This window comes from Actinoplanes solisilvae, assembly GCF_003999975.1.
In the GTDB taxonomy this organism is placed as follows: domain Bacteria; phylum Actinomycetota; class Actinomycetes; order Mycobacteriales; family Micromonosporaceae; genus Actinoplanes; species Actinoplanes solisilvae.
Genome location: NZ_RJAC01000003.1, coordinates 224,109 through 250,350 on the forward strand (window position 1 = coordinate 224,109; position 26,242 = coordinate 250,350).

Below are 26,242 nucleotides of genomic sequence, written 5' to 3' on the forward strand. Positions count from 1 at the left end.
AGACGGTTGGCCGACACCTCGCAGCGTCCGCGACTGGTTACGCTTCGCCGATCTAGGCCAGTGATGACCGTCACTGCCGTACGGGGGAGGAATGCCGATGTTCCGGCGTGCGCTCGGTGGGTTCCTCGCGTTGGCGACCGTGTTCGCGACACTCTCGTTCGTCGGCTCGCCGCCCGCGACGGCGGTCGCGTTACCGACCGGCTTCCAGGAACAGGTGGTCTTCAGCGGTCTCAGCTCGCCCGTCGATCTGGAGTTCTCCCCGGACGGGCGTATCTTCGTCGCCGAGAAGGGCGGCCGGATCAAGGTCTTCGACGACCTCGCCGACACCACCCCGACGCTGTTCGCCGACCTGTCGGTCAACGTGCACAACCAGTGGGACCGCGGTCTGCTCGGCCTGAGCCTGCCGCCGAATTTCCCCACCAACCCGTACGTCTACGTCCTTTACACCTACGACGCCCCGCCCGGCCAGACTGCTCCGGTGTGGAACGACGTCTGCGCCAACGGCAACGACGGCCGTTGCGTGGTCACCGGCCGGCTCTCGCGTCTGCAGGCCGGCGGCGACACGATGACCGGCAGCGAGCAGGTGCTGCTGCACGACTGGTGCCAGCAGTTCCCGAGCCACTCCATCGGCGACATCACGTTCGGCGCGGACGGCATGCTCTACGTCGCCGCCGGTGACGGTGCGAGCTTCAACGCGGTCGACTACGGCCAGTTCCCCACGGGCGCGCCGACCAACCCGTGCTCCGACCCGGCCAACGAGGGCGGCGCGCTGCGGTCGCAGGACATTCGCACGACCGGCGACGAGACACAGCTCGACGGCACGCTGCTGCGGCTCGACCCGGCCACCGGCGCGGCCGCGCCCGGCAACCCGAACATCGGCTCGGCCGACCTCGACACCCGCCGGATCGTCGCGAACGGCCTGCGGAACCCGTACCGGATCACGATGCGGCCGGGCACCAACGAGACCTGGATCTCCGACACCGGCTGGACCACCTGGGAGGAGGTCAACCGGGTGGTCAACCCGACCGCGGGCGTGACGAACTTCGGCTGGCCGTGCTGGGAGGGCAACGCCCGGCAGTCCGGTTATGACAGCGCCAACCTGCCGATCTGCGAGGCCCTCTACACCGCGCCGGCGGGCACGCACACCGCGCCGTTCGTGGCCTGGAACCACGCGAGCAAGCTCATCGCGAACGAGGCCTGCCCGACCGGCAGCTCGTCGTCGACCGGGGTGGCGTTCTACCCGACGGCCGGCGGGCCCTACCCCGCGGCGTACAACGGGGCGGTCTTCTTCGCCGACTACTCGCGCCGCTGCATCTGGGCGTCGCTGCCGTCCACCCCCGGCGGCCTGCCCAGCGCGACCAACCTGCGGACGTTCGTCTCGGACGCCGCCGCCCCGGTCGACCTCGAGGTCGGTCCCGGCGGGGAGCTCTACTACGCCGACCTGGGCGGCACGATCCGGCGGGTGCGCTACTTCCCGGGCAACCAGCCGCCGACCGCGGTCATCGACGCGTCGCCCACGCAGGGCCCGGCGCCGCTGACCGTGAACTTCAACGGCACCGGTTCGACCGACCCCGACCCGGCCGACGACGGTCGTCTGCGGTACGCCTGGGACTTCACCGGCGACGGGACGACCGACTCCACCGCGCCGACGGCGTCGTTCACGTACACGACGTCCGGCAACTACACCGCGCGGCTGACGGTCACCGACACGCTGAACGCGACCCACACCAGCACGATCACGATCACGCCGGGCAACGACTCGCCGACCGCCGTGATCGACACGCCGACGGTGGGCACCAGCTGGGGGGTCGGTCAGACGCTCGCCTTCACCGGCCACGCCACCGACCCGCAGCAGGGCAACCTGCCCGCGTCCCGGCTCAACTGGGACCTGATCATGCACCACTGCTCGTCGCCGGAGAGCTGCCACGAGCACGCCATCCGCAGTTGGACCGGCGCGGCCTCCGGCTCGTTCACGGCGCCTGATCACGACTATCCGTCCTATCTGGAGCTCAAGCTCGTCGCCACCGACCAGGAGGGCCTGTCGCACACGGTGACGCGCCGGCTCGACCCGAGGACGGTCGACCTGACGTTCAACTCCGTGCCCTCCGGCCTCCAGCTCGCGGTCGGCTCCGGCACAGGCACAACCCCCTTCTCCCGTACGGTCATCGAAGGCTCGGACAACTCGGTGTCCGCGCCGTCCCCGCAGGGGTCGTCGACGTTCGCGTTCTGGTCCGACGGCGGGGCGCAGACCCACGTCATCACCGCACCGACGACGTCGGCCACGTACACCGCGAACTATGTGCCCACGCCGGCGCCGCAGCAGATCGGCTACCCGCAGATCGGCGCGACGCTCGACGTCGGCGACCAGAACCACATGAACGGCTCGCGGTTCACGACCGGCACCGACCCGGCGACGGTCACGTCCATGTCGGTCTACCTGAAGGGCGTGCAGGCGGCGCCGAACAACCAGTACCAGCTCGCCGTCTACGCCGACGCGAACGGCTCGCCCGGCGCCCGGGTGGCCACCAGCAGTTCGGGCACGCTGACGGCGAACTCGTGGAACACCCGGCCGATCAACGCGTCGCTGGCGGCGAACACCCCGTACTGGCTGATGTACAACACCAACGGCGACAACAACATGAGCTACGACGCCGGGGCCTCGAACCAGGGCGCGTGGAGCGGAACGACCGCGTTCGGCACGTGGCCGACGCCGTTCGGAACCTCGAGCCGGTGGAACGCGAAATACTCGATCTACGCGACCACCGGTACGGACACCACCGCGCCGACGGTCAGCTCGACCAGCCCGGCCGGCGGCACCACCGGCGTGGCCGTGAACACGCCGATCACCGTACGGTTCAGCGAGGACATGACGGCGAGCACGATCACGGCGGCCAACCTCGAACTGCGCGGGCCCGGCAGCACGCTGGTCAACCGCACCGTCACCTACGACCAGGTCGCTCAGGCGGCCACGATCACGCCGTCCGCGGCGCTGGCCGCCTCGACGCCGTACACGGTGACCGTCAAGACGGGCGTGACCGACGCGGCGGGCAACGCGCTCGCGGCCAACCACCAGTTCTCGTTCACCACGACCAGCCCGAACGCGCCCCGGTTCGGCTACGACCAGGTGGGCGGCTCGGTCGACTACGCCGAGATGAACTACATGAACGGCTCGCGGTTCGTCACCGGCGCCACCGGGCACACGGTCGGCCAGATGTCGGTCTACCTCAAGACGGTGCGGGCCGCGCCGGCCAACCAGTACCAGGTGGCGATCTACACCGACGTCTCCGGCTCGCCGGGCACGCTGGTGGCGTCGAGCTCGACCGGCACGCTGACCGCCAACGCGTGGAACAGCCGCCCGATCACCGCGACCCTGGCGCCGAACACCGCCTACTGGCTCGTCTACAACACCAACGGCGACAACAACATGAGCTACACGACGGGTGCCGCCAACCAGGGCGCCTGGAGCCAGCCGCGCACGTTCGGCACCTGGCCGTCCTCGTTCGGCACGGCCTCCCGGTGGACCGCGAAGTTCTCGATCTACGCCTCGTAACCGTTGGCCCGAATGTGGGCGAGCAGCTCCGGGTCCGGGCTCAGACCGTACGTGGCCAGGTAGTACGCGGTCGCGTCGGACCAGACCCACGTGCCGTCGGTGCGCAAGCCGAGCGGCACGACCGGGTCGCCCTCCGGGTCGTAGATGTCGGGCTCGCGCTCGTCGGTGCTCTCCACCGGGGTGCCGCCGGACAGGTAGCCGAGCACGCGCCTGAGCTCGTCACCGGAGTGCAGGGTCGGATGGTCCACGTCGAACTGGCCGCCGGTGCCCGGATCGTAGGCGTCGAAGACCTTGGCGACGCGCTGCGGCGGCCCGTCGGCGTCGGCATCGAACAGTACCTCCGGCGGCGCGTCGGCCGGCTCGATGCGCGACGCCACCGGGCGGCTCTCGGCCAGCGGCCCGGTCGTAGCCTCGGCGGGCACGCGCAGGCTCCCGTACGACTGACCGAGCGCCAGCGACAGCGAAGCGGCAGCCCGTTCCCCGTTGCGGTCGTACTCGGCGGCGATCATGGCGGTGATCCCGTCGAGGACCGCGAACTGGTTCCGCTGCCCGGGAGTGGGGCCGTGGGTGACCAGGGGCCGTTGGTGGTCGACGGCGACCCGGAACCGGGCCCACGCCATCGCCTCTTTGTGCGCACTGGTCTGAGTTCCGAGGAGTTCGAGATGCTTCTCGGCGTCCGTGAGCTGGTCGCGGTGCGCGGCGAGAAGGCCCGGTACGTCCTGACGATCGGCCCAGTCGTGGGCGGATCGGTCGCCCAGCGCCGCGATGAGCCCGTTCGGCGTGGTGACCGCTGAATCGACGACCGGTGCGCCGAGGGCTTTTCCGACGAACCGGGTCGCGAAGTCGACGCAGTTGGTGCGCAGCAGGTGGTAGTCGGCCTCGGTTCCTTCGGTGGCGAAGACGTACGCGTCGGCGAGCTGTTTGGCGTCGATGTTCCAGGAGGCGAGGATCCGTGAGCGCGGCGCCGTGACGTATTTGCTGTCGTCGTTGACCCGGCCCTGAGCCCCGAACAACCCGTCCTTCGGGTAGAAGCCCAGCGCGACCTGCTGGCCGTCGGGGAGCCGGATGGCCACCACGGCGTGCCCGGGGCTGAACGCGGCGTCGGTGGCCATGACCCGCAGCGGCGCCGCCAGCAGGACGACTTCGATGTCCTGGGCGGGGTTGTCGGCTTCGCGGGTCGCATGTTCCTGCAGCGGGCGGGCGAGGTCGATGAACTCCTCCACCCACTGACGCGAGTCGTTCCCGGGCACGACGAACTCGGTGACCGGCGGCGTGAACAGCGTGAAGTCACGGCCGGTCCCGTACGTCGCCCCGAGCTCCCGCGACAGCGAACGAGCCGCTTCCTCGCCGGCTTCGTCGTGGCGAACCGCGATCAGCGTGGCCAGGGATTCCAGCATCGCCAGCTGCGCGTTCTGAACGTCGGTCGGATAGCCGGTGACCAGGGGTCGTTGGTGGTCGATGGCCACCTGCTGCCGTGCCCAGGCGAGGGCCGCAGGGGAGGGTGACGAGGCGACCCGGATCTGATCCGTGTCGTTCAGACGCGTCTCCGGATCGGACGCATCGGACCAGGAGCGGCTCGAGTGTTGGGCCATCGCGGCGGCGAACTCGCTCACCGTAGCGGTCATCGGGGCGTCGGTGATGCGGTGACCCACGGCCGCCTTGGCGAACCGCCGGACGAATTCCGGGTCGCCCTCGCGCATCGAGCGGTCCGCGAGCTCGGCCTCTTCCAGGCTGAACAGGATCGCGTCGGTGAGCTGCGAGGGGCTGACCTGCATGGTCGCGGCGACCCGCACGGACGGGTCGAGCAGGGCGCTCGGTCCCGGCCCGAACGTCACCGGTTCGGCCCGGCCGGGCAGCCGCACCTCGACCCAGACCCGGTCGGTCGCCCCGGACGCGGACATGATGACGACGTCGATCGGGCGTGGATCGCCGCCGGCAACGTGGTCCTGCAGCGGCTTGAGCCGTTCCATCATGCCCAGCAGTGGGTCGGGAGCCAGGGTCAGGCCGGAGGTGTCCTCGGGGGCGTCCTCGGCCTTGATGCCCTCGAATTCGACCTCGTCGTTGACGACGTCCCAGGGTTCGCCGTCGTTGGTGAACAGTTGCCACGACCGGCCGTCGACCGAGACGGGGGCGCCCGGCTTGGAGGCAACGCCGACGCGGATGTGGCCGTCGGGGGTGAGCACGTCGCGCCCGGTGGCCTCGGCGAGCTGCTGGGCGAAGGTGGACGAGACCTCGCCGTTGTGACACGCCAGCAGCGTGATCGTCGAGTCGCCGGGGTCGAGCATCCGCGCCACCTGCTCGGCGGAGAGCGAGACGGTCCCACCGTCTTCGAGGGGGACACGGACGAGAGGCGGGCCGCCGTCGGGCACGCCGTGCACCAGCACGACTGGGCCGCGGCCGTCGCCGGACAGCACGCTGCGATCGCCGATCGTCGCTAGGTCCTCGTCGGAGAGCAGGGTGACGCCGTCACGGCCGTCAGGGGCCGGCCCGACCTTCAGCGGTACGCCGCCCGCCGTCCACTGCCCTTCCGGCGTACGAGCGACCACGGGATACGCCGGTGCCGGATCGGACTGCGAATAGGACGGCGCGGGCGGCTCCGTCGCGGGCGGCAGGGCGACCGTGCGAGCGGCGGCCGGATCGGCGACGGCGTGGAACTCGTCGTCCTCCGGCACCACGGTGAAGCGATGCGCGTCCAGCGCCGCCGCGTCGACCAGCACGAAGTCGGCCGGCCCGTAGCCGACCGAGCGGACGTAACGCGCGGCGACGGTGATCCGCGCGCCGGACTCGTCGCGTCGTACCACCGCGATCTCCGAGCCGGCCAGCCAGTCCCGGATCGACTCCGCCGTGGCTCCGGCCCGCACCGGCAGGGTGACCGTTTGCGGCGCTCGGTCGGCCGGCAACGCGGCGTCCTCGAAGGCCTCGCGGGCCAGTCCGTTCAGCGCCGGTTCCGGCGTGGTGCCCTCGGACAGGGCGACCACCGCGTGGCGTGGGCCGAACGAGGGCGCGACCTGGCCGTCCGGGCCGCTGATCCCGAGGAGGATCTCGCGCAGGTTCCACTTCGAGAGCGTCACCAGCCGGTCCGCGTACGTCGTCGCGTCCCACCGCACCGATCGTGCGCCGCGCGGCACCTGACCCGGCGGTGAGCTGCCGTACCTCGGGCTGATCACGACGGCGTGCCGGCTGAGCCCGAAGAGGAACTTGCGGTACGACCAGTCGGGGTGATCGTCGGGGATCATCAGCACGACGGGCCGGGCGGCGGCGGACGACCGGGGGAGCAGCGCCGCGTACTCCTCGGCGGTGAGGAAGCGGTCGCCCTCGGGCGAGCGGATGAGCGTCTCCGACTCGTCGAAGACCGGACGTTCGACGACGAGCCGCGTGCCCAGCCCGTCCGGGAGGCGGTCGCGCAGATACGGTCGCCACTCGGCCGGCATCATCGTGGCCACGAGCAGGCCGTCCCGGTACCCGTTGACCCACAGATCCTGCGGGACGGGCCGTCCGTCCGGGGACAGGAAGTCCTGGGCCGGCATGGCGAGCACGGCCAACTCGGGCAGCCGCAGCACGCCCCCGCGGACGGGTTCGGCCAGGCGGACGCGGACCGTGTTGACGTCGGGGCCCGGCCAGACCCGCACCGTGCCGAGCCGCGCCCAGCGCCGCAGCGTGACCAGGCGCTGGGCCGGGGTCGCGGCCGGGTCGACCGGCACCAGCAGCGTCTCGCCAAGAGGACCGCCGGGTTCGTCGGCCGAGTAGGCCGGGAGTGCCGGGATCTCGCGCAGGGTGAGCTCGGCGAGGTCGTCGTCGGTGATGCCGCGCGGGGGCAGCCCGCCGGCCAGCCGGTGCCGCAGGGCCGACGGCACGTCGAGCTCGGGCAGCGTGCCCCGCACCTGGCGGACGGCGAGGTCCAGGTCGCCGACCGGGCCGAAGACGCGGTCGGTGCCGGGCAGCGAGACCAGCCAGCGGGCGGGCCGGGGACTGGTCGGCAGGGCGACGTTCAGGGGCCAGGCCCAGGGTTCCGCGGTCGCCGAGACGACCAGGCCGGCCGGCATGCGCCCGGGCTCGTCCGGCGCGTGCGCGTCGGGCACGTCGGTGCGCCGGTGCGCGAGCCGCGTCACGTGGCTGTCGAGCACTCCGCGCAGTTCGGTGGCGAACGCGGTGCCACGGTCCACGTCCGCGTCGTGAAGGTAGAGCACCACCGTGTCGGCGCCGCCGGCGAGCTGCTCGATCGTGGTCACGGCGTTGACCGTGCCGTCCGGCTCGGTCTCCGACACGAGCCGCAGCGACGGGCCCGGGGGCAGCGCCGCCGCGATGACGACCGTGCCCTCCGGCACCGTGATCGAGGCGGCGGCCCGCTCGAAGTCCTCGGCCCCGGTGGGCGGCGCGAAGTACCAGACGCCGTTGTCCAGTCGTCGCCGAGGCTTGGGCGTGGCGTCGTCGTAGACGCGGGCCGGTGGGCCGGAATCGGGCCGGCGCTCGGGCTGGAGGGCGCCCTCACGGGCGGCGGCGATGCGGTCGACGTGCCGGTCGAGCAGCTGCGGGTCGTGCTCGGCCTCGACGGTGCCCATCAGCGAGTTGTCGGTGGCACCGCGGTGGCGAAGGACCCGCCGCTGGTCGACGTATTCGTCGGCGAGGCCGAGGTAGTGCCCGATCTCGTGAGCGAGAGTCACGTCGCGGCTGTGGGTGGACCACTGGCTCTGCGTGGCCGGAGTGTCGGTGCCGACCAGGGCGATGGTCGTGTGTGCGGTGGCGGGGTCGTCGGTGAACTCGACGGTGACGTGGAATTCGTCGTCGCCGATGCGGAAGCCCTGGTTGTAGGCGTCGTCGACGGCGGCGACCGCGCGCCGCCGGACCTGTTCGGCGCCCGCGGCGGCCTGGGGACCTCGGGGGGCGAGGTGGATGCGCAGGGTGAAGTCCTGCACGGTGCGGCCGTCGGCGGTGGTGAGCAGCCGGTGGTCATAGGCGACCCGGCCCTCGGTGGCCGTGAGCCGCGGTCGTGGCCGGTCGGTCTGCGGGACGGGCAGTCCGGCTTCCCGGTAGGAGGCGGCCACGACGTCGGGCACGCCGGAGGTGGTGGGGTCGAGCTCGACGACGTCGAACGAGACGGCGTCGGCCGCGCGACTCGGAACGCTGTCACGCAGCGCCGCGATCTCGTCGGCCGGCACCGGCGCGGCGACCTGTGAAGGACGACGACCCGGCGTCCGCGGACCCGTCTGGGCGGGCGGCTCCGGCAACGAGTCAGGGAAGTCGGCGTCGGCGTCGAACAGTACCTCCGGCGGCGCGCCGGTCAGCTCGATGCGGGACGTCACCGGGCGGCTCTCGGCCAGCGGGCCGGTCGTCGCGTCGGCGGGCACGCGCAGGGTCCCGTACGCCTGACCGAGCGCCAGGGAGAGCGAAGCGGCGGCCCGTTCCCCGTTGCGGTGCATCTCGGCCGCGAGCATCGTGGTGAACGCGTCGAGGACCGCGAGCTTGTTCCGTTCGCCGGGAGTGGGGGCGTGGGTGACCAGCGGCCGCTGATGGTCGACGGCGACCCGGAACCGGGCCCACGCCATCGCCTCCTGGTACGCGTTCGTCCGCGTCCCCAGCAGCTCGAGATGCTTGCCGGCCGCGTCGAGCTGATCCTGGTGCGCGGCGTGCAGGCCCGGTACGTCCCGGTGGTCAGCCCATTCCCGGTCGGACCGGTCGCTGAGCGCGGCGATGAGCCCGTTCGGCGTGGTGACCGACGAGTCGACGACCGGCGCGCCGAGGGCCTTCCCGACGAACCGGGTCGCGAAGTCGACGCAGTTGGTGCGTAGCAGGTGGTAGTCGGCTTCGGTGCCCTCGGTGGCGAAGACGTACGCGTCGGCGAGTTGTTTCGCGTCGATGTTCCACGAGGCGAGGATCCGGGAGCGGGGCGCCGTGACGTATTTGCTGTCGTCGTTGACCCGGCCCTGAGCCCCGAACAGACCCTCCTTGGGATAGAAGCCCAGCGCGACCTGCCGGCCGTCCGGGAGCCGGATCGCGACCACGGCGTGGCCGGGGCTGAACGCCGTGTCGGTCGCCAGCACACGCATCGGCGCGGCCAGCAGCACCAGCTCGATGTCCTTCGCGGGGTTGTCGGCTTCGCGGGTCGCGTGTTCCTGCAGCGGCCGGGCGAGCTCGATGAACTCCTCCACCCACCGGCGGGATTCGTTCCCGGCCAGCTCGAACCCGGCCGGCGGGGGCGTGAAGAGCGTGAAGTCGCGGGCCGTCCCGTACGTCTCCCCGAGCTCCCGGGACAGCGTTCGGGCCGACTCCTCGCCGGCTTCGTCGTGGCGCGCCGCGATCAGCGTGGCCAAGGACTCCAGCATCGCCAGCTGGGCGGTCTGGGCCTCGGTCGGATAGCCGGTGACCAGGGGCCGCTGGTGGTCGATGGCCACCTGCTGCCGCGCCCAGGCGAGGGCGCCGGCCGACGGCGGCGAGGCGGCCGCGAGGCGGGCCCGGTCCGGCTCGGTGAGCACCGTGTCCGGCGCGGTCGCGTCGGACCACGAGCGGCTCGAGTGCTCGGCCATCGCCGCCGCGAACTCGCTTACGCTCCCGGCCGCCGTGGGGTCGATGATGCGGTGACCGACCGCGGTCTCGGCGAACCGCCGGACGAACTCGGGGTCGCCCTCGCGCATCGAGCGTTCGGCGAGTTCGGCTTCTTCGAGGCTGAACAGGATGGTGTCGGTGAGTTGTGCGGGGCTGATCCGCATGGTTGCGGCGACGCGCACGGACGGGTCGAGCAGGGCGCTCGGCCCGGGTCCGAAGGTCACGGGTTCGGCGCGTCCGGGCAGGCGCACCTCGACCCAGACCCGGTCCGTCGTCCCGGACGCGGACATGATGACGACGTCGATCGGGCGCGGGTCGCCGCCGGCAACGTGGTCCTGCAGCGGCTTGAGGCGTTCCATCATGCCCAGCAACGGGTCGGGAGCCAGGGTCAGACCGGAGGTGTCCTCGGGGGCGTCCTCGGCCTTGATGCCCTCGAATTCGGCCTCGTCGTTGACGACGTCCCACGGTTCGCCGTCGTTGGTGAACAGTTGCCAGGACCGGCCGTCGACCGAGACGGGGGCGCCCGGTTTCGAGGAGACGCCGACGCGGATGTGGCCGTCGGGGGTGAGCACGTCGCGGCCGCTCGCCTCGGCCAGCCGCTGAGCGAAAGTGGACGACACTTCGCCGTTGTGGCAGGCCAGCAGGGTGACCGTGGAGTCGCCCGGGTCGATCATCCCGGCGAGCTGTTCCGGCGTGAGCAGAGCGTCGCCGCCGTACTTGAGCGGCACGCGGACAAGCGGCGCGCCGTCGCCGGGGACGCCGTGCACCATCACGACCGGGCCGCGGCCGTCGCCCGAGAGCACGCTGCGCCCGCCGATCGTCGCCAGGTCGGCGTCGGAGAGCAGGGTGAGGCCGTCGCGGCCGTCCGGGGCCGGCCGGACCTTCAGCGGTGCGCCGTCCGCCTCCCACTGTCCTTCCGGCGTACGGGCCACCGCCTGGACCGGTCTCGGCGCGACCTCGAGCGGCGGGTCGGGCACGTCGTCACCGATGGCGACGTACGTGGCCTGGAAGTCGTCGAGGTTCGCGTAATGCTGCCGCAGCGCCGTCCAGAACGCGTCCTCGCGCGTGTTCCGCTCGGTGACCTTCGCCTCCCAGTCCGCGCGGACCCGAGGATCGTCGCTGCCGTGGGCCGCGTATCGGGCCGCGGCCTCGGCGTCGGCCGCCCCGACGAACGCGTCCGCCTTGATCTTGAGGTCCTTCTCGGCCGCGACCAGCGCGTCGAAGTCCCGCGTGGCCGTGGCCGGCGCGCCGTGGCCGATGCCCAGGATCCGGCGCGCCTCGGGCAGCCCGACGCGCACGAGCAGCCGCACCTCTTTGCCGGTCTCGGTCGACGTGTGACCGCCGAACGTGCCCGACACCGTTGGCTGGGTCACGTACTCGATGAGCACCGACGTGTTCTCGGGCTTGAGGTTGCCGAAGGAGGTGGCGCCGCTGTCCTCCCCGGTGGCCAGCGCGGCGGTGTCCCCGCTGGCCGGACCGGTCGCGGTCGTCTCCAGCGGCTCGTACGGCTCACCCATGTAGCCGCGGCCGAGCAGCAGCCGGGGCATCTGGCTGTTGACGTTCTGCCGGCTGAGCGCCGCTCCCGCGCTGGTCGTGGTCTGCGAGATGTGCTCGCGGTAGACCGTGGAGTCCAGCCCGGCCAGCCGCGCCGCCACGGGGGTGAGCCCGATCTTCGGCAGCAACCGGCGCAGCCGTACGTCCGAGGCCGGCACTCCGGGCAGGTCGAGCATCTCCTTCGACAGAAGCTGCGCGGCGTTGGGCAGCAGCACGTCCGGGGTGAGGCCGGAGCGCACCTGGTGGGCGCCGGGATAGCCGGGCTTACGCAGACGTTTGGCGGCCCCGTCGAGCATCCCGGCCAGGGTCTCCTGCAGGTCCTTGGCCGAACCGAGGTCCTCCGGCGCGAACCGCGGGGGCACGAGCAGGCCGTTGCGCCGGTCCCAGCCGGGCTCGTCACCCTCGGTGGCGTGCGGGCGGTAGGCGCCGACCGAGTCCGTCGCCGCGGGCGCGTGCTGCGTGGCGTTCGTGCGCAGGTCGCCCGCCCACCGGTCGACGGTGACGTTCTCCTGGAACGTGACCGTGCCGTCGGGAACCGCTTTGCCCCGGTGATAGACCTTGATCTCGAAGGTCGGCCGCAGCACGATGCGCGCCTTGACGCCGCGGGCCGAGCTGATGCTGGTCTCGCGCTGCTCGGTGTCGACGACCGACGAGTGCGCGACCAGGTGCGACGACGTGAACTGGTGCCCGGGGCCGATCGCGGCCTGCTTCCCGTCGGGGTTGATCACGGCGGTGCCGGCCGCGCTCGCGAAGAACTGCCCGCCGCGCGCGGTGCGGACGAGTTTGCCCTGCCCCCGGGTGCCGACCGTGCGCACGTCGACGTCGTCGTGGTCGGCCTGGAAGCCGTCGAAGACGATCTCCTCCTGGAGGGTCGCTTCCAGGCGTACGTCGTACAGGTGCTGGGTGAGCTTGCCGGTCTCGGCGTGGATGAGCGAGACGCCGCCGTCGAACAGGTTGCCCCACGACCGTTTCACGCCCGAGCGGCTGAGCATCTGCAGCATCCGGTCGCGGTTGAGCATCGGGTCGGCCAGACCGGTGCCGTTGAGGGTGTCGAGCACCGGCTTCAGTAACTCGCGCCGGCCCGGATGGTCGGCGATCGCCTTCTCGATGGCCTCGGTGGCCGGCTTGACGAGCGACGGCACCTCGCGGAAGACCTGCAGACCCTGGCCGGGGGAGCGGCCCGGCGGCAGGCTCACGCCGCTCGACTTCACCTGGGCGGTGAAGGCGGGCCGGGGACGCGGACCGTGCGGCACGTGCCGGCCGTCGTCCTCGGTCTTCAGCAGGCCCGCCTTGATCGCCTGAGCCTCGGTGATGCGCAGGTAGACGCCGTTGCGGACCACCGCGTTGTGCTGGACCGACTTCTGGTGCTCCCACTTGGCCGGCTGCAACGGCCCGGGCACCAGCGACTTGAGGTATCGGCCGGGCGTGCCGACCTCGGCCGCGGCGGTGAGCTTGAGGTCGGCGACGACCAGATACGTACGGGCCTTGCCCTTGCGGTTGTTGACGTTGCGCTCGGTGAAGCCGCCGACCTTGTCCCGCTTACGGCTCAGGCGATAGTGGAGGATCTGCTGGTAACCCGCCTGGGCCGTGGCGCCACCGCCGAAATCGTCCTTCGGGGTGCCCGGCTGACGCAGCGACAGGGCCCCGACGACGCGGGCCAGCAGCTGGCGTTCGCGGGTGCGCGATCCCGACACCTGGGTGCCGCCGCCCGGGGCGTTCTCGCTGGTCGTCTCGATCCGCTCGGCGACGATGCGCGGGTTGACGACGCGGGCCGCGAGGGCCACGTCGAGCCGGCCGCCGCTGTCCATAGTGGTCAGCGTTTCCGGGCTCCACCGCGCCTCGGTCATGGCGTCCAGGTTCGCGCTCTGCCGGTCGATCGTGAGACGGTCGGTGAGCTCGGCCCACACCGGCATGCCCTCGGCCATCGACTCGTCGCCGCGCAGGCCGCCGAGCTGCCGCACCGACTGACGATTGCCGTAGTTCTGGGTGTCCCGCGCGGCCTGCCGGGCCAGGTCCAGAGCGGTCGCCGAGCCGGGCATCGCCTCGACGAACTGCCATTCGGTGATGGTCTTCTCGTCGTCGCTCTCCGGACCGTCGACGAAGTTGCGCAGCGTCGTCAGGTCGGTCGGGGTCTTACGGGCGAGGCCGGTGCTTCCCCTGGGCTCCACCTCGACCGGGTGGGTGTCGAGCACGTTGTCCGGGATGGCGCTCTTGGCGTAGAGGACCCGCACCGGTTTGCGGTCGGTGAGGCGGTAGCGCGGCACGTCGCGGCCCCGCACCTGCACGGCGTCGCGCTTGAAGTCGGTCCCGAGCGCGTGCTCGGAGCCCTTCACCGTGCGGCCGAGCTTGATCCGCGAACCGGGGTCGACGCCCACGGCCGTCTTGAACGTGTACACCGTCACGACCAGTTCGAGGTCGCCCTCGTACGCCTCGGAGTCGGGCGTGCCGCCGTGCAGCGAGGTCTCCTGCCCGCTGGTCTCGACGCCGCCCTCCACGCCGCGGCGCGCGCTCGCCTCGATCCCGCCGCCGACGGAGACGCCGACGTTGACCTTGTCCCCGGGGAACCGGGCGATGTAGGCGCCCTCGGCGGCGAGCGCGGCCCGCCACTGGCTGCCGGCCGAGACCCCGTCCTGCTCGCCCGAGGACTGGAACGTGCGAACCGCGACCCCCGTCTGCGTGCCCTTGTAGCGCAGGTCGCCCGGGTGCACGGCCTCCACGTGCACGACCATGTGCCGGTCGTGGAGCATCCCGGTGCGGGTGAGAACCGCGGTGGTGCCGCCGTTGAGCAGCGCCTTGTAGTTCTGCCGCAGACCCGGCACCGACAGCACGCGGTCGAGTTCGGCCTGGTTGCGCTGCCGCTCGGCGGCGGAGGCGGCCAGGCCCATCTTCTGGACGACCCCGTCCGTACGGAACCGGGGCAGGAACCCGCCGCCGACCCGGCGCACCAGGGTGTCGGTGCTGGTCATCAGGTTGCGGAACCTGCTCATGCCCAGCGGCATGGCATGCCCGCCGTGCTTGGCGAAGTGCGGCGCCGGTTTCGCCGGCGGATCGTCCGCCGGGTCCGGACCGGTCCCCAGCAGCTCGGCCAGTTTGTCCTGGGGCAGCCGGCTCAGGACGGTCAGCTCCACCTCGACCGGGCCCGCGCCGGGATCGCGCCGCATCGGGTGCCGCAGCGCGTTGAGCCGCACCGACGGGTCGATCGTGACCTTCACCTTGAGCTCGGTCAGCGTGTTCGGGACGTCCTTGAACTCGGTGCCGGTGCGGGTGGTGCTGCTCTGCCGGGCCGAGGTGGCGGTGGTGCGCCGGAAGCCGGCCGAGATGCGCGCCTGCACCCAGGCCAGCCCGAACCCCCACCGGATCGGTACGATGCTGCCGCCCGCGCCGACCTGGCTCGAGTGCTGCTGCCGGCCGGTGTCGGTGATGCCCGGCTGCCACCGGAACGACGACTTCGCGACGTCGGCGATCGGTCGTACGCCCATGACCTGGGCCGTCATGCGCAGGCCGACCGCCTGCCGGCGCGACGGGCTCAGGATCAGCGGTGAGTGCGCCGGGCTCTCCATCGCCGGCATGAGCTGCCCGAGGATGTTCTGCTCGGTCAGCAACGACCGCACCTGCTCGCGGCTGATGCTGCCGGCGTCGACGACCCCCGTCCCGCGCAACTGCTCGAGGATCTGGTCGGAGGCCTCGTTCCAGGTGATCGTCCTCGAGTCGAGGCTCGCGTCCATGATGCGTACGGGATGGACGTTCTCGACCAGCGTGGCGCTCTCGAAGGGCCCGTTCGTCCAGTCGTCGTCCCGGGCGGTGGCCGAGGCGATGTCCTGCAGGCCGTAGAAGGACACGTCGGCCGTGATGCCCTCGGCCCACGCGGTGGGGGCCCGGCCCGGCTTGGTCACGGCGACGGCGAACGACACCGGTGAGCGCAGGAGGTCGACCCCCTTGCCGCTGCGGACGTTGTGCGAGTCGAAGACGGTGGCACTCGACTCGACGTTCTCGCTCGCCTGGGCCAGGGCGAGTTCGCCGCTGATCGCGCCGCCGGGACCGAAGCGTCCGCCGAGGCTGAACCCGGTGCCGACGGTGAGGCTCTCGCCGGCCGTCTGGGTCTCGCGGACGGCGGTGGTGGCGTCGTTGCGGGTGTCGTACTTGGCCTTGTCCAGCTCAACGATCGTCTCGTCGCCGGGGAGCCGGGTGGGCCGCACGACGACGCTGTGCCAGCGGCCCTTGCCGTCCTTGACGTCGAACGTGCGGCCGCCGGTGACGAAGAACGACTGCGGGTCGTTGCGGAGCGCGTTCTCGATCCCGCTGGTGTCGACCTTGATCGCGTCGCGGCCGCCGCGCGTCATCCGGGCGACGTGCGGCTTGATCCGCGTACGGACCTCGGCGGTGACGGTCCTGGTCACCTCGGCCACGAGCTTGTCGAGGTCGTCGACGCCGGCCACCTCGTACAGCAGCTCGGGGCGGTCGGCGTACTGGCCGAGCTGCTGCGGGGTGGCCGGCACGGGGGCCAGGGTGAGGCCGCTGGGGTCGTCCGGGGCGTCCTCGGCCTTGATGCCCTCGAAGGATCGCACGTCGTTGACGACGTCCCACGGCTCGGCGTCCCCGGGCTCGCCGTCCCGGGGCGCGGTGTCGCCGGTGAAGAGCTGCCAGGACCGGCCGTCGACCGAGACGGGGGCGCCCGGCCTGGACTCGACGCCGACGCGGATGTGGCCGTCCGGGGTCAGCACGTCGCGGCCCGTGGCCTGGGCCAGGCGCTGGGCGAAGACGGCTGACACCTCGCCGTTCCAGCAGGCCAGCAGGGTGATCGTGGGGCCGCCGGGTCCGACGAGCAGGGCCACCTGCTCGGGGGAGAGCAGGACTGTCCCACCGTCCTCGAGCGGGACGTGGACGAGCGGCGGCCCGTCGCCGCCGACGCCGTGCACCATCACGACCGGGCCGTGGCCGTCGCCGGACAGCACGTCGCGGCCGCCGATCGTCGCCAGGTCCGCGTCGGAGAGGAGGGTGACGCCCGGGCGGCCGTCCGGGGCCGGTCGCACCCGCAGCGGCCGGCCATCGGCCAGCGGGCGGCCGTCAGGCGTCGTCGTCACCTCGGTCACCACCGCCGGCGGCGGAACCGGCGGGTTCGCCTCGGCCCGCTGCGGGACCACCGTGACGGTTCGTGTCTTCGGTTTCGCGCCGCGGCCGCCCTTGCCGCCCTTGGCCGCCGGTGCGGGTTGCCTCTTCGCCGCCTCGTCGAGCTGCGCGAGGCGTTCGTCCAGTTCGTTGGTGCCGCTGTCGAACCGGGTGCGGCTCAGGTAGTCGTTGCGGGCGCGGACCAGCGACCCGTGGAACCCGGCGAGCGGCGCCTTGGAGCTCGGATTGGCCGGGTCCAGCCGCGTCTCGGCCGCCGCGGTCAGTCCGTCACGGATCGTCTCGTCGAGCCGGCGCAGGTCGTCCCGCAGTTCGCGAAGCTCGTCGCGGAACAGGTCGGTCGTGGTCGGGTCGGCCTCGGCCCGGACTGCGAGGTCGTCGACGCGCTCGACGAGAGCGCTGATCCGGTGCATCTGGTCCAGCCGCACTTTCGACCAGGCCTGCTCCGGTCCGCGCAGCGCGGTGGCCAGCTCCGCTGTCTGCTGACCGAGGTCGATGGCGTCCGGCCACAGGCCGAGGCCGGCCATGGCGATCGGCTGGGCCGGGAAGTACGACTCCACCGGCGGGTCGGCCCGGGTCGCGGCCAGTTCGTCGCGGATCGCGCTCAGGTCGCGCTTGGCCGCCCCGGAGCCGTCGCGCATCGCCCCGATCTGCGCGGTCAGCCGGTTCAGCTCACCCGGCGACAACGTGATCGAACCGGTCAGGCCGTACGTGCCGGGGACCGCGTGGGCGGGCAGGCTGGGCAGCGGCCCCTCCGACCCGGTGACGTGGGCGATCAGGTCGGTGACCTCGGCGACCAGGTCGGCGTCGTCGCTCTCGCTCAGCTCGGTGAGCCGGTCGCGCAGCCCGGTGGCGGCGCCGATCCAGTCCCGGCTGCCGTCGACCGAGGCCGAGCGCGTCTCGTCGTACTCGTTCAGCACGGCGATCCAGTCGAACATCGCCTGCCGCAGCCGCTCGGGCGGGGCGTCGGCCGCGAGCAGCCGGTTGATCCGGTCGATCTGGAACAGCCACTCGGTCGGCGCCTCGAACTGCTGCCGCCGCCAGGTGCTCACCGGGCCCGGCTGGGCCTGGGCGTCGCCCCCGGCCGGGTCCTGGGCGGCGGCACCGGAGACCATCATCCAGCGTTCGGCCTTGCCCGTACGCATCCCGCGGTGCTCGAGATAGACCGTCTTCATGCCGAGCAGCGCGGGCATCTCGATCGCGCCGCTCTCCATGCCGATGGCGACCGCGTCGTGCCGCTGGTGGAGCTGGTCGAGCACGAAGAGCTGCTCGGCCCGATTCAGCGGCGGCCGGCCGGGGAGCAGCGTCTTCCAGAACTGCACGAGGCTCTTGTCGGTCAGGTCGCGGAAGTCGGTGCCCGGGTCGTCGCCGACGAGCACCACCTGCGCGCCGAGGTCGTCCCGGGCGTAGTCGGAAAGCTGCCGCAGCATGCCGTCGAACATGTCGAGCTCCGGGTACGCCCCACCCGCGTTCAGCCCGGAACGGCGCACCCACAGCAGCACGACTGGCTTTTCCGGGTCGAGGCCGAGCTGCTTGTCCAGGGCAGCCGTGAGCTCCGCGGCCCGCGGCACGTCGCTCAGCACGTTGTCGCGCAACGTCTGCCGTGCCCGGTCCTCATCGGACAGGAATCGGTCCGCGACCGTCTCGTGGGTTCGGCTGACGGCCCGCTTCCAGCCGGTGCCGCCGGTGTCGAACGTCTCCTCCAGCGTCACCCGCTCGGGCGGGATCCCCATGGCCAGCACGTCCGCGCGCAGCCGCTCGGCCTTGGTCTGCCCCTCCGCGATCAGGTCAACGGCCGGTTTCCGTACGCCGGACTCGGCCTTTTCCAGGGCCCGGCGCTCGTCCAGGAAGTAGGTGAGGTCGTGCTCGACCACCAGGCTCGACGGGCCGGCCGCGAGGTGCATGGCCGCGGCGTGGATGGGGGCCTCACCCGAGAAGTGGGCGTGGATGACGTGCGCGTCGGCCGGATGCTTGACCGGATGCGGCGCGACGGCGGGCCGCTGACGAGCCGCGGCGACCAGCGCGTCGACGTCCTCGGGGTCGCGGGCGGCTCCCCGCTGCCGGGGACGGTCGATCGTGCCGTCGTCGTTCATGCGGGGCGTGTTCTGCCACGAGTGGCCGTACTGCTCGCGCAGAACCGCGTTGAGCAGCCATTCCTTGTCGGGGTTGCCGGTGGGGTCGCCGATCGCCGCCCGGATCGCCATCGTGCGGGTGGCGAAGTCGGCCTGCTCGATGCCGCCCTTGCTCTCGCGATCGGCGGTCTCGGCGGCGGCCCATTCGTCGAGCAGGGTGGTCAGCGTCGACTGGTCGTCCGGGGCGCGGCGGCGCCACTCGTCCCGCAGCGCGTCGACCGGGGCCGGCTGTCTCTTTGCGGGCGCGTGGGACGGCGTCTGCACTTCCTCGTCGTACGGGATGGATCTGAGGGCCTTGTCGGTGTCCTGCGCGAGGTTCGTCAGCAGGTCGGACTCGGCGGCCGGGACGCTGTCCCGCAGGTTCTTGAGGGTGCCGAGGATCTGCTTCTGCCGCTGCTTGGTCGGGGGGTCGGTGCTGCGGAACGCGAGATCGGCCAGGGCCTGGGCCCAGTCGTTGCGATAGACGCCCGGGTGCTGCTTCACCAGGTAGCGATCGACCTGTTCGCGCCACACCTTCTTGTCGGCGTGGCTCTGCGGGATCGCGTCCGGCTCGGTCGTCTTGTATTTCTGGAGCAGGCGTTTGCTCTCGGTGGTGACGGCCAGTCCCGGGTCGAAGACGACGGCACCGCGAGCGTCGGCGTTGTAGCCGCGGCTGGAGATCACCGACTCGGAGAGCCCCCGCCCCTCCTTCGACGTGTAGGTGAGGGCCGGGCTGGTGGGATCGGCCTGGTCGCCGAAGGTGATCTCGTTCTGCAGGCGGGTCATGGGGCTGCTGACCCGGATCAGCGTGTTGGGCTCGGGCAGATAGACCGTGCGCGGGATGACCTTGGCCATGGCCTCGCGGACGGCGAGATCGCGCCGGTTGGCCGTGTTCGCTGTCGCGTCGGTCCTGGCGTCGAAGCTGTAGCCGCCGCTGAGCAGTTGGATGGTCTCATCGTCGTCGTTCCGGATGATCGCGTCGGTGCGATCGAACAGGCCGGTCATGGACTGCACGTCAGCGTCGCCGGTGTGGATGAACGCGGGCGCCTCGCCGCCCTGGTCGACCAGGCTCTTCAGCACGGCCTCGGTGCCGGGATGCCGCACGATCGTCTCGCGGATGGCCGCGTACGGGATGGTTCGCTGGTCGGGGCCCTCGATCCCGATGGCCGAGTTGTGCCAGGTGAATCCGACGATGCTGACCGGGAACGGCAGTTGACGGTCCTGGACGCGGCCGATGGCGGCGCGGATGTCCTGGTCGCTCACCTGGCCGTCGAAGCCGTTGATGCCGATGACCAGCGCGAAACGCCCGTCCGCGGGGTTGTTCTCGAAGGCCTCGGCGTAGCGGTCGATGAGTTCCCCGAGGTCGGTGTCCACGGTGGCCGGAACCGTCGCCAGATAGCTGGGCTTGTCCTCGGTCGCGGCGTTGCGCGGCGGCAGGCTGCCGATCCGCCGGGTGCCGATCTCGCGGATGCGGAAGTTGCGCTGGGCGTCCTTGAAGTCGTTGCCGCCACTGATCGAGATCGGGCCGGCCGGCGGGGTCACGGGAGCGGGAGGTGGTGGCGGCGCGGCGACCGCCCTTCCCCTGCGCGTGGTCGGGGCCGGCGACGGCGTCTGCACGCCGTCCGCGGTGAACGGGTGGGCCTTCAACTGCTCGTGGGTGACCCGGGCGGGCGCGCTCCACTCGATCGCCGCCGCCTTGCCGTGCTTCTGCCGGAACTCCTTGAAAATCGTCTCGATCTCGGTCTGCCGCTCGGGCGACGGCTCGGCGACGCTGCGGAAAGCGGAATCGGCCAGGGCCTGCGCCCACCGCGGGTTGTAGTCGCGGCCGTAGCGCATCAGCAGGAAACGGTCGATCTGACCGGTCCAGACCTGCTTGTCGGCGTGGCTCTGCGGGATCGAGTCCGGTTCGCCGTCGTCGTAGTTCTGGAGCAGGCGGTCGCTCTCGGTCGTGACAGCCAGCTTCTGGTCGAAGACCACGGCCGCGGCCGGGTTGCCCTCGTTGAAACGCTTGCGGGTGGACAGGACCGACTCGGCGAGGCCGCGGCCCTCCATCGACGTGTATTTGCGCGTCGACGACGTCGGGTCGGGCTGCACGCCGAACGTGATCTCGTTGTCGAGGCGGGTCATGCCGTCGCCGATGCGTACCAGGGTGTTCGGCTCGGGGTAGTAGACGGTGCGCGGATCGACCTCGGCCAGCGCCGTGCGCACGGCCAGGTCGCGCTCGGCGGCCTGCCGCGCGGTGGGATTCGTGCCGGACGGGAACCGGTAGCCGCCGCTGATCAGTTGTGCCGTCGGGTTCTCGGCGATGGTCTCGTCGGTCAGGTTGAACAGCGAGGTCATCGACTGCACGTCCGCGTCGCCGGTGTGCAGGAAGACCGGCGCGCCCGAGCTGCCGTCGACGACGTCCTTCAGCGCGCGCTCGGCGTCGGGATGCCGCACGATCGTCTCGCGGATGGCCGCGTACGGGATGGTCGCCTGATCGGGTCTGGCGTCGGCCGCGATGGCCGAGTTGTGCCAGGTGAAGCCGACCACGGTGACGGGGAAGGGCAGATCACGCTGCTTGATGCGGGCGACGGCGTCGGCGATCTGCTGGTCGCTGACGTCGCGGTCGAAGCCGTTGACGCCGATGACCAGCGCGAACCGGCCGGTGGCGGTGTCCGGGTCGAAGCCCTCGACGTAGCGGTCGATGAGAGCGTCGAAGTCGGTGCCGACCGTGGCCGGGACGGTGGCGACATAGCCGGGCAGGTTCTGGGTGCCGGGGGTGCGCTCGGCCAGGGCGCCGATCTGGCGGGTGGCGACGGGCCGGACCCGATAGTTGCGCAGGGCCTCGCGGAACTCCTTGCCGCCGCCCTGGGTGTTCGGCGTGTTCGCCGTCCTGCCGGCGCCGCCCTGGGTGTTCGTCGCGTTCGTGGTCTTGCTGCCGCCGGCCCTGGGCGCTTTGGGGGCGTGCGAGGTCGTCTGGTCCGGGCCGGGACCGGAGGTGGCCGAGCGGATCGGGCCGGCCTGCGGGGCGATCTCGGCCAGCAGATTCAGCTCGGCCGGGTTCAGGTAGGGGCGGGTGTCGTTGTCGGTGAGGTCGATGGCGTCGTTGCCCATGACGCCGGGCTGGTCCTCGGAGCGGAAGAGCCGCTCGGGCGAGGCGTAGCCCTCCTTGAGCCCGAGGTAGTGCATGACCTCGTGCACGCCGAGCGCCGGGTTGTCGTCGGCCCGCCACTGATGCTGGTGCATGTCGGCGTCGGGGTCGAGGGTCATCTCGACCGGGGGCCTCCGGGCGGGGTCGTCCTGCCAGCCGCGCGTCATCCCGGGCGTCCAGGGCGGGGTGTCGAAGCTCAGATTGACGTGCAGTTTGTGGCCGTCGTCGAACGTGTAGCGCCCGTTGATCGCGGTCTCGATCGTCTGCCGCACCCGGTTCGCATAGGCGGCACGGTCGGCCGGGGACACGGCGTCGTTCCGAGAGACCAGATCCAGGTGTACGTCGTACGCGCGGGTCTTGGTTCCGTCGGAGGTCACGAATTCGCGGACCTGGAAGTCGATCGTCGTGACCTCGCCGCGCAGCTTGCCGCCGGGCTGATCCAGCCGCAAGCGCGACGACGGGACGAAACGTTCGGTACGCAGGAATCTCGGCGGGGCGCTGTCGTACGCCTGCTGCCAGTCGGCCGGTCGCGCCGTAGCCGGCGGGACCTGGACCGGCGGCGCCTCGACGACGGTGACCACGTTGGTGGGCGGTGCCGACGACGGGGACTGCACGGCAGCGGGGCGCGGGTTGGCGTTCAGTGCCTGATGGGTGCGACCGGCGAGCCGCCACAGGTGCTGGGCCGCCTTCTTCGGCTGAACCGCCTGGATCCTGTCCTCGGCCGCCTTGAGGTCGGTCTCCGAGATCGGGTCGACCGTCCTGAAGGCGATGGCCTCGGCACTGTCGACGATGGACAGATCCGTGTCGGGGTGGTTCTCGGTCAGGTAGCGGGTGACCTGATCGCGCCAGGTCTTGCGGTCCGCGTGACTCTGCGGAATGCCGTCCGGGTTACCGGGCGTGTAGTTCTGCAGGAGCCGGTTGCTCTCGGTGGTGACGGCCAGTTCGGACCGGTAGACGCCGATCTTCTCGGGCTTCGCGAAGTCCTTGCGGGACTTGAACACCGACTCGGTGAGGCCGCGACCCTCCATCGAGGTGTACTGGAGTGCGTTACCGTCCTTCGGACGTACGCCGAAGGTGATCTCCTTGTCGAGCCGTGGCATGGCGTCGTTGACGCGGATCAGCGTGTTGGGCTCGGGATAGTAGACCGCGCGGGGATCGGCCAGGGCCATGCCGTCGCGGACCGCCTGGTCGCGCTGGTTCGCCAGCACGGCGTTCTCGTCGGTGCCGGCCGGGAAGCGGTAGCCGCCGCTGATCACCTGAGCGTCCGGATTGTCGGTGATGATCGTGTCGGCCAGGTTGAACAGCGGCCGCTCGCCGCCGTTCATCGCCTGCACGTCGGCGTCACCGGTGTGGATGAACATCGGCGTGCCGTTGCCCTGGTCGACCAAGTCTTTCAGGACCTGCTCGGCGTCGGGATGCCGCACGATCGTCTCGCGGATGGCGGCGTACGGGATGGTGCGCTGGTCGGGGCCCCGGCCGTCCTTGATGGCCGAGTTCTGCCAGGTGAACCCGGTGACGGTGACCGGGAACGGCAGCGGCCGATCGGTGATGGCGGCGACGGCGTCGCGGACGCGCTGCTCGGTGCCCGGCTTCTCGAACCCGTTGACGCCGATGACGAGCGCGAAGCGTCCATCGGCGGTGCCGTTCTCGAACGCCTCGACGTAGCGGTCGATGAGCGCGTCGAGATCGGTGTCGGCGGTGGCGGGGACGGTGGCCAGATAGCCGGGCTTGTCCGCGGTCTCAGGCGTACGCGGAGACAGCGCGCCGATCTGCCTGGTGGCGACCTGCTTGAACCTGTAGGTCCGCAGCGCCTCCTGGAAGTCCTTGCCACCACCGGGAGCGATGGGGCCGGCCGGGTTGCTGCTCCCCGAGGCCCGCTGCGACGTCGAGGCCTTCTGTGCGGTCGAGGCCTTCTGCGGCGCCGGGGCTTTTTGCGAGGCTGGGGTCTTCTGGGGGGCCTTGTCCTTCTTGCCCTGCGGGGCGTGCGAGGGGACCTGGACCTGCTCGGTGAGCTGCTCCTCGGCCATCGGCTCGGCGACGACGAGCGTGACGGGCGTGACGGGCGCGACGGGCGTGACGGGCGTGACGGGCGAGTCGACGGTGGTGATCCCGGTCGACTCCGGAGAGACCGGCGGGGGTACGGCCTCGAGGAGCGTCGCCGGGTCGGTGGACTCGCCCGTTGTGGCGGCGGTGCCCCTCGTCGAAGTAGCGGCCGTCGGCGCGGTGGGGCCCGTCGTGGCGGTGCTCGCGGCGGTGCTCGTGGAGGTGGCGGTGGAGGTGCTCGCCGAGGTGACGGGCCGACTGGTGGGGGTGGTAGCCGGAGCGGCAGACGTGCTCGCGGAGCTGGCGGGCGAAGTTGCGGGCGTGCTGGACGTGCCGGCGGGCATGGTCGTCGGGGTGATGCTCGTAGTGGCGGGGTTGCTGGCAGACGTTGCCGGTGAGGTGGAGACCTCAGCGACCGCCGGAACGGCGACGGGGGGAGCCGTGGCGGGCACCGTTCGGGTTTCGAGACCGGGCAGACCCTCGGCTGTCGAGACAGGACTGTCCGAGCTGGATGGCCGCGCCGCAGGAACGGCTTCGGTTCCGGTTCCGGTTCCGGGGGAGGGGGAAGAGGCTGGGCCGCCGGTCGTCGGCGATGCCGGTCTGTCCGTTCCCGGTGTCGAGGTGTCGGGTGCAGCCCCCGGTGCTCCCGAGGTGGGGGTTTGCACGGCCGGGGTGTCGGACGGTCCTGGCGCGGAGGTTTGTGGCGTCGGGCTGACGGGAGACTCGACGGTGGGCACGGCGCTGCCGCCCGGGCCGAGGCCACCCGGTCCGGCCGCGGGCGCGCTGTCGGAGCTGCCGCTGCCTGGACCGCGCGGGCTCTCGCCGGCGGGCGGTTGAGCCGAGTTCGGAGTGCCGAGTTCCGTGCCGGTCCCGGTCCCGGTTCCTGTGCCGGTTCCAGCTCCGGTCCCGGTTCCAGCTCCGGTCCCGGTTCCTGTGCCGGTTCCGGTTCCTGTGCCGGCCCCGGTTCCTGTGCCGGCCCCGGTTCCTGTGCCGGCCCCGGTTCCTGTGCCGGCCCCGGTTCCCGTGCCGGTTCCTTTGCCGGTTCCGGTTCCCGTGCCGGTCCCGATCCCGGTTCCTGCGCCTGTCCCAGTTCCTGCGCCTGCCCCTGTCCCTGTTTTGGGACCTGTTCCTGTCCCCGTTCCCGTTCCCGTTCCCGCTCCGGTGCCCGAGCCCGCCCCAGTGCCCGCACCACCGCTGGGCGGGGGAAGCGCCCCTCCGGCGCCCGGTGGCGTGACCTGTGGGCCCTGGCCGACCGCTGACTCCAGCGGCGGTGGTGCCGCCGGAGGGCGGGGGGCGCCGTGCCCGGCTCCGGCGCCGCCGCCGATCTGGTCCGCCCAGTGCTGGGCCATGCCTCCGATGATGGAGCTCGACATCGTGGCCAGGCCGTTGAAGCCGCCACCGCCGAGCATCAGCGAGAACAGGCCCTCGAAGCCGGTCTCACCTGCGGCGCCCAGTCCTTCCTTGCCCCAGATGTTCTTGGTGAAGTTCGGGAAGAGCTTGCCGCCGATCGCGTGGAGGCCGCCCACGCCGCCGCCGATGAAGACGCCACCGGCGAAGGACAGGCCCAGGTCCTTGTAGTCGAGGCCCTTGCGGTTGCCTTCGAGGATCTGGGTCACCTGCCCGGCCGCGCTCTGCCACAGCTCCTCCAGGCCCTCCTGGAAGGCTTCCCAGGCCAGGCGCATCAGGGTTTGGCGCAGGCGGGCCTTCAACAGGTTGACCAGCTCGCCGACGATCTCCTGGCCGATCTTGATGAGGCCGGGGACGGCGGGGGCCCCGAAGCCGGACGCCAGTGCGATCGCGATCTCGACCACCTGCGTGAAGGCGGCGATGACGATGCCGTACTGGGTGGATTCGGAGTTGAGCGCGAACTCGTACGAGGCGCCGCCCAGACCGTTGGAGATGTCGCCGCCGGCCGGGACGTTCTGGGTGATGCCGCGGTAGAAGTTCTCGAACGCGTCGGCGGCCGGGCCCTCCTGGAACCCGTGCACCCCGTTGCCCAGCGCCGCCGTGCCCGACGCGGTGTTGAGCAGCGCGGTCGTGAAGTCGTAGAGGTCGTTGCCCATTTCCCGCAACGCGGTCGGGTCCGCCTTGGGGAACTCCTCACCTACGCCGTAGAGGATGAGGTCGTAGACCCACTGCCATTCGGGGTCGTTCGGGATGTGAAAGTCAGGCACGGTCGGGCGAGGC

General features: G+C 71.6%; 2 protein-coding genes. One reads left to right on the forward strand and one right to left on the reverse strand.

What is annotated here, in order from left to right; translation table 11 throughout:
• The first annotated feature begins 97 nt into the window (after positions 1 to 97).
• Positions 98 to 3,550, forward strand: a complete 3,453-nt coding sequence (locus EER30_RS11915; protein WP_240669966.1) for a PQQ-dependent sugar dehydrogenase — start codon at positions 98 to 100, stop codon at positions 3,548 to 3,550.
• On the opposite strand, the gene EER30_RS11920 is transcribed toward EER30_RS11915, so the two are convergent.
• On the reverse strand, positions 3,538 to 26,229 hold the full coding sequence (locus EER30_RS11920) for a DUF8616 domain-containing protein (RefSeq protein WP_164842279.1): 22,692 nt from the start codon (positions 26,227 to 26,229) through the stop codon (positions 3,538 to 3,540). The two genes, EER30_RS11915 and EER30_RS11920, sit on opposite strands and share 13 nt — an antisense overlap.
• Positions 26,230 to 26,242 lie beyond the last annotated feature (13 nt).

Excerpts from the sequence above, each read along its gene's own strand:
- EER30_RS11915 (WP_240669966.1), top strand. The coding sequence starts at position 98 with ATGTTCCGGCGTGCGCTCGGTGGGTTCCTCGCGTTGGCGACCGTGTTC.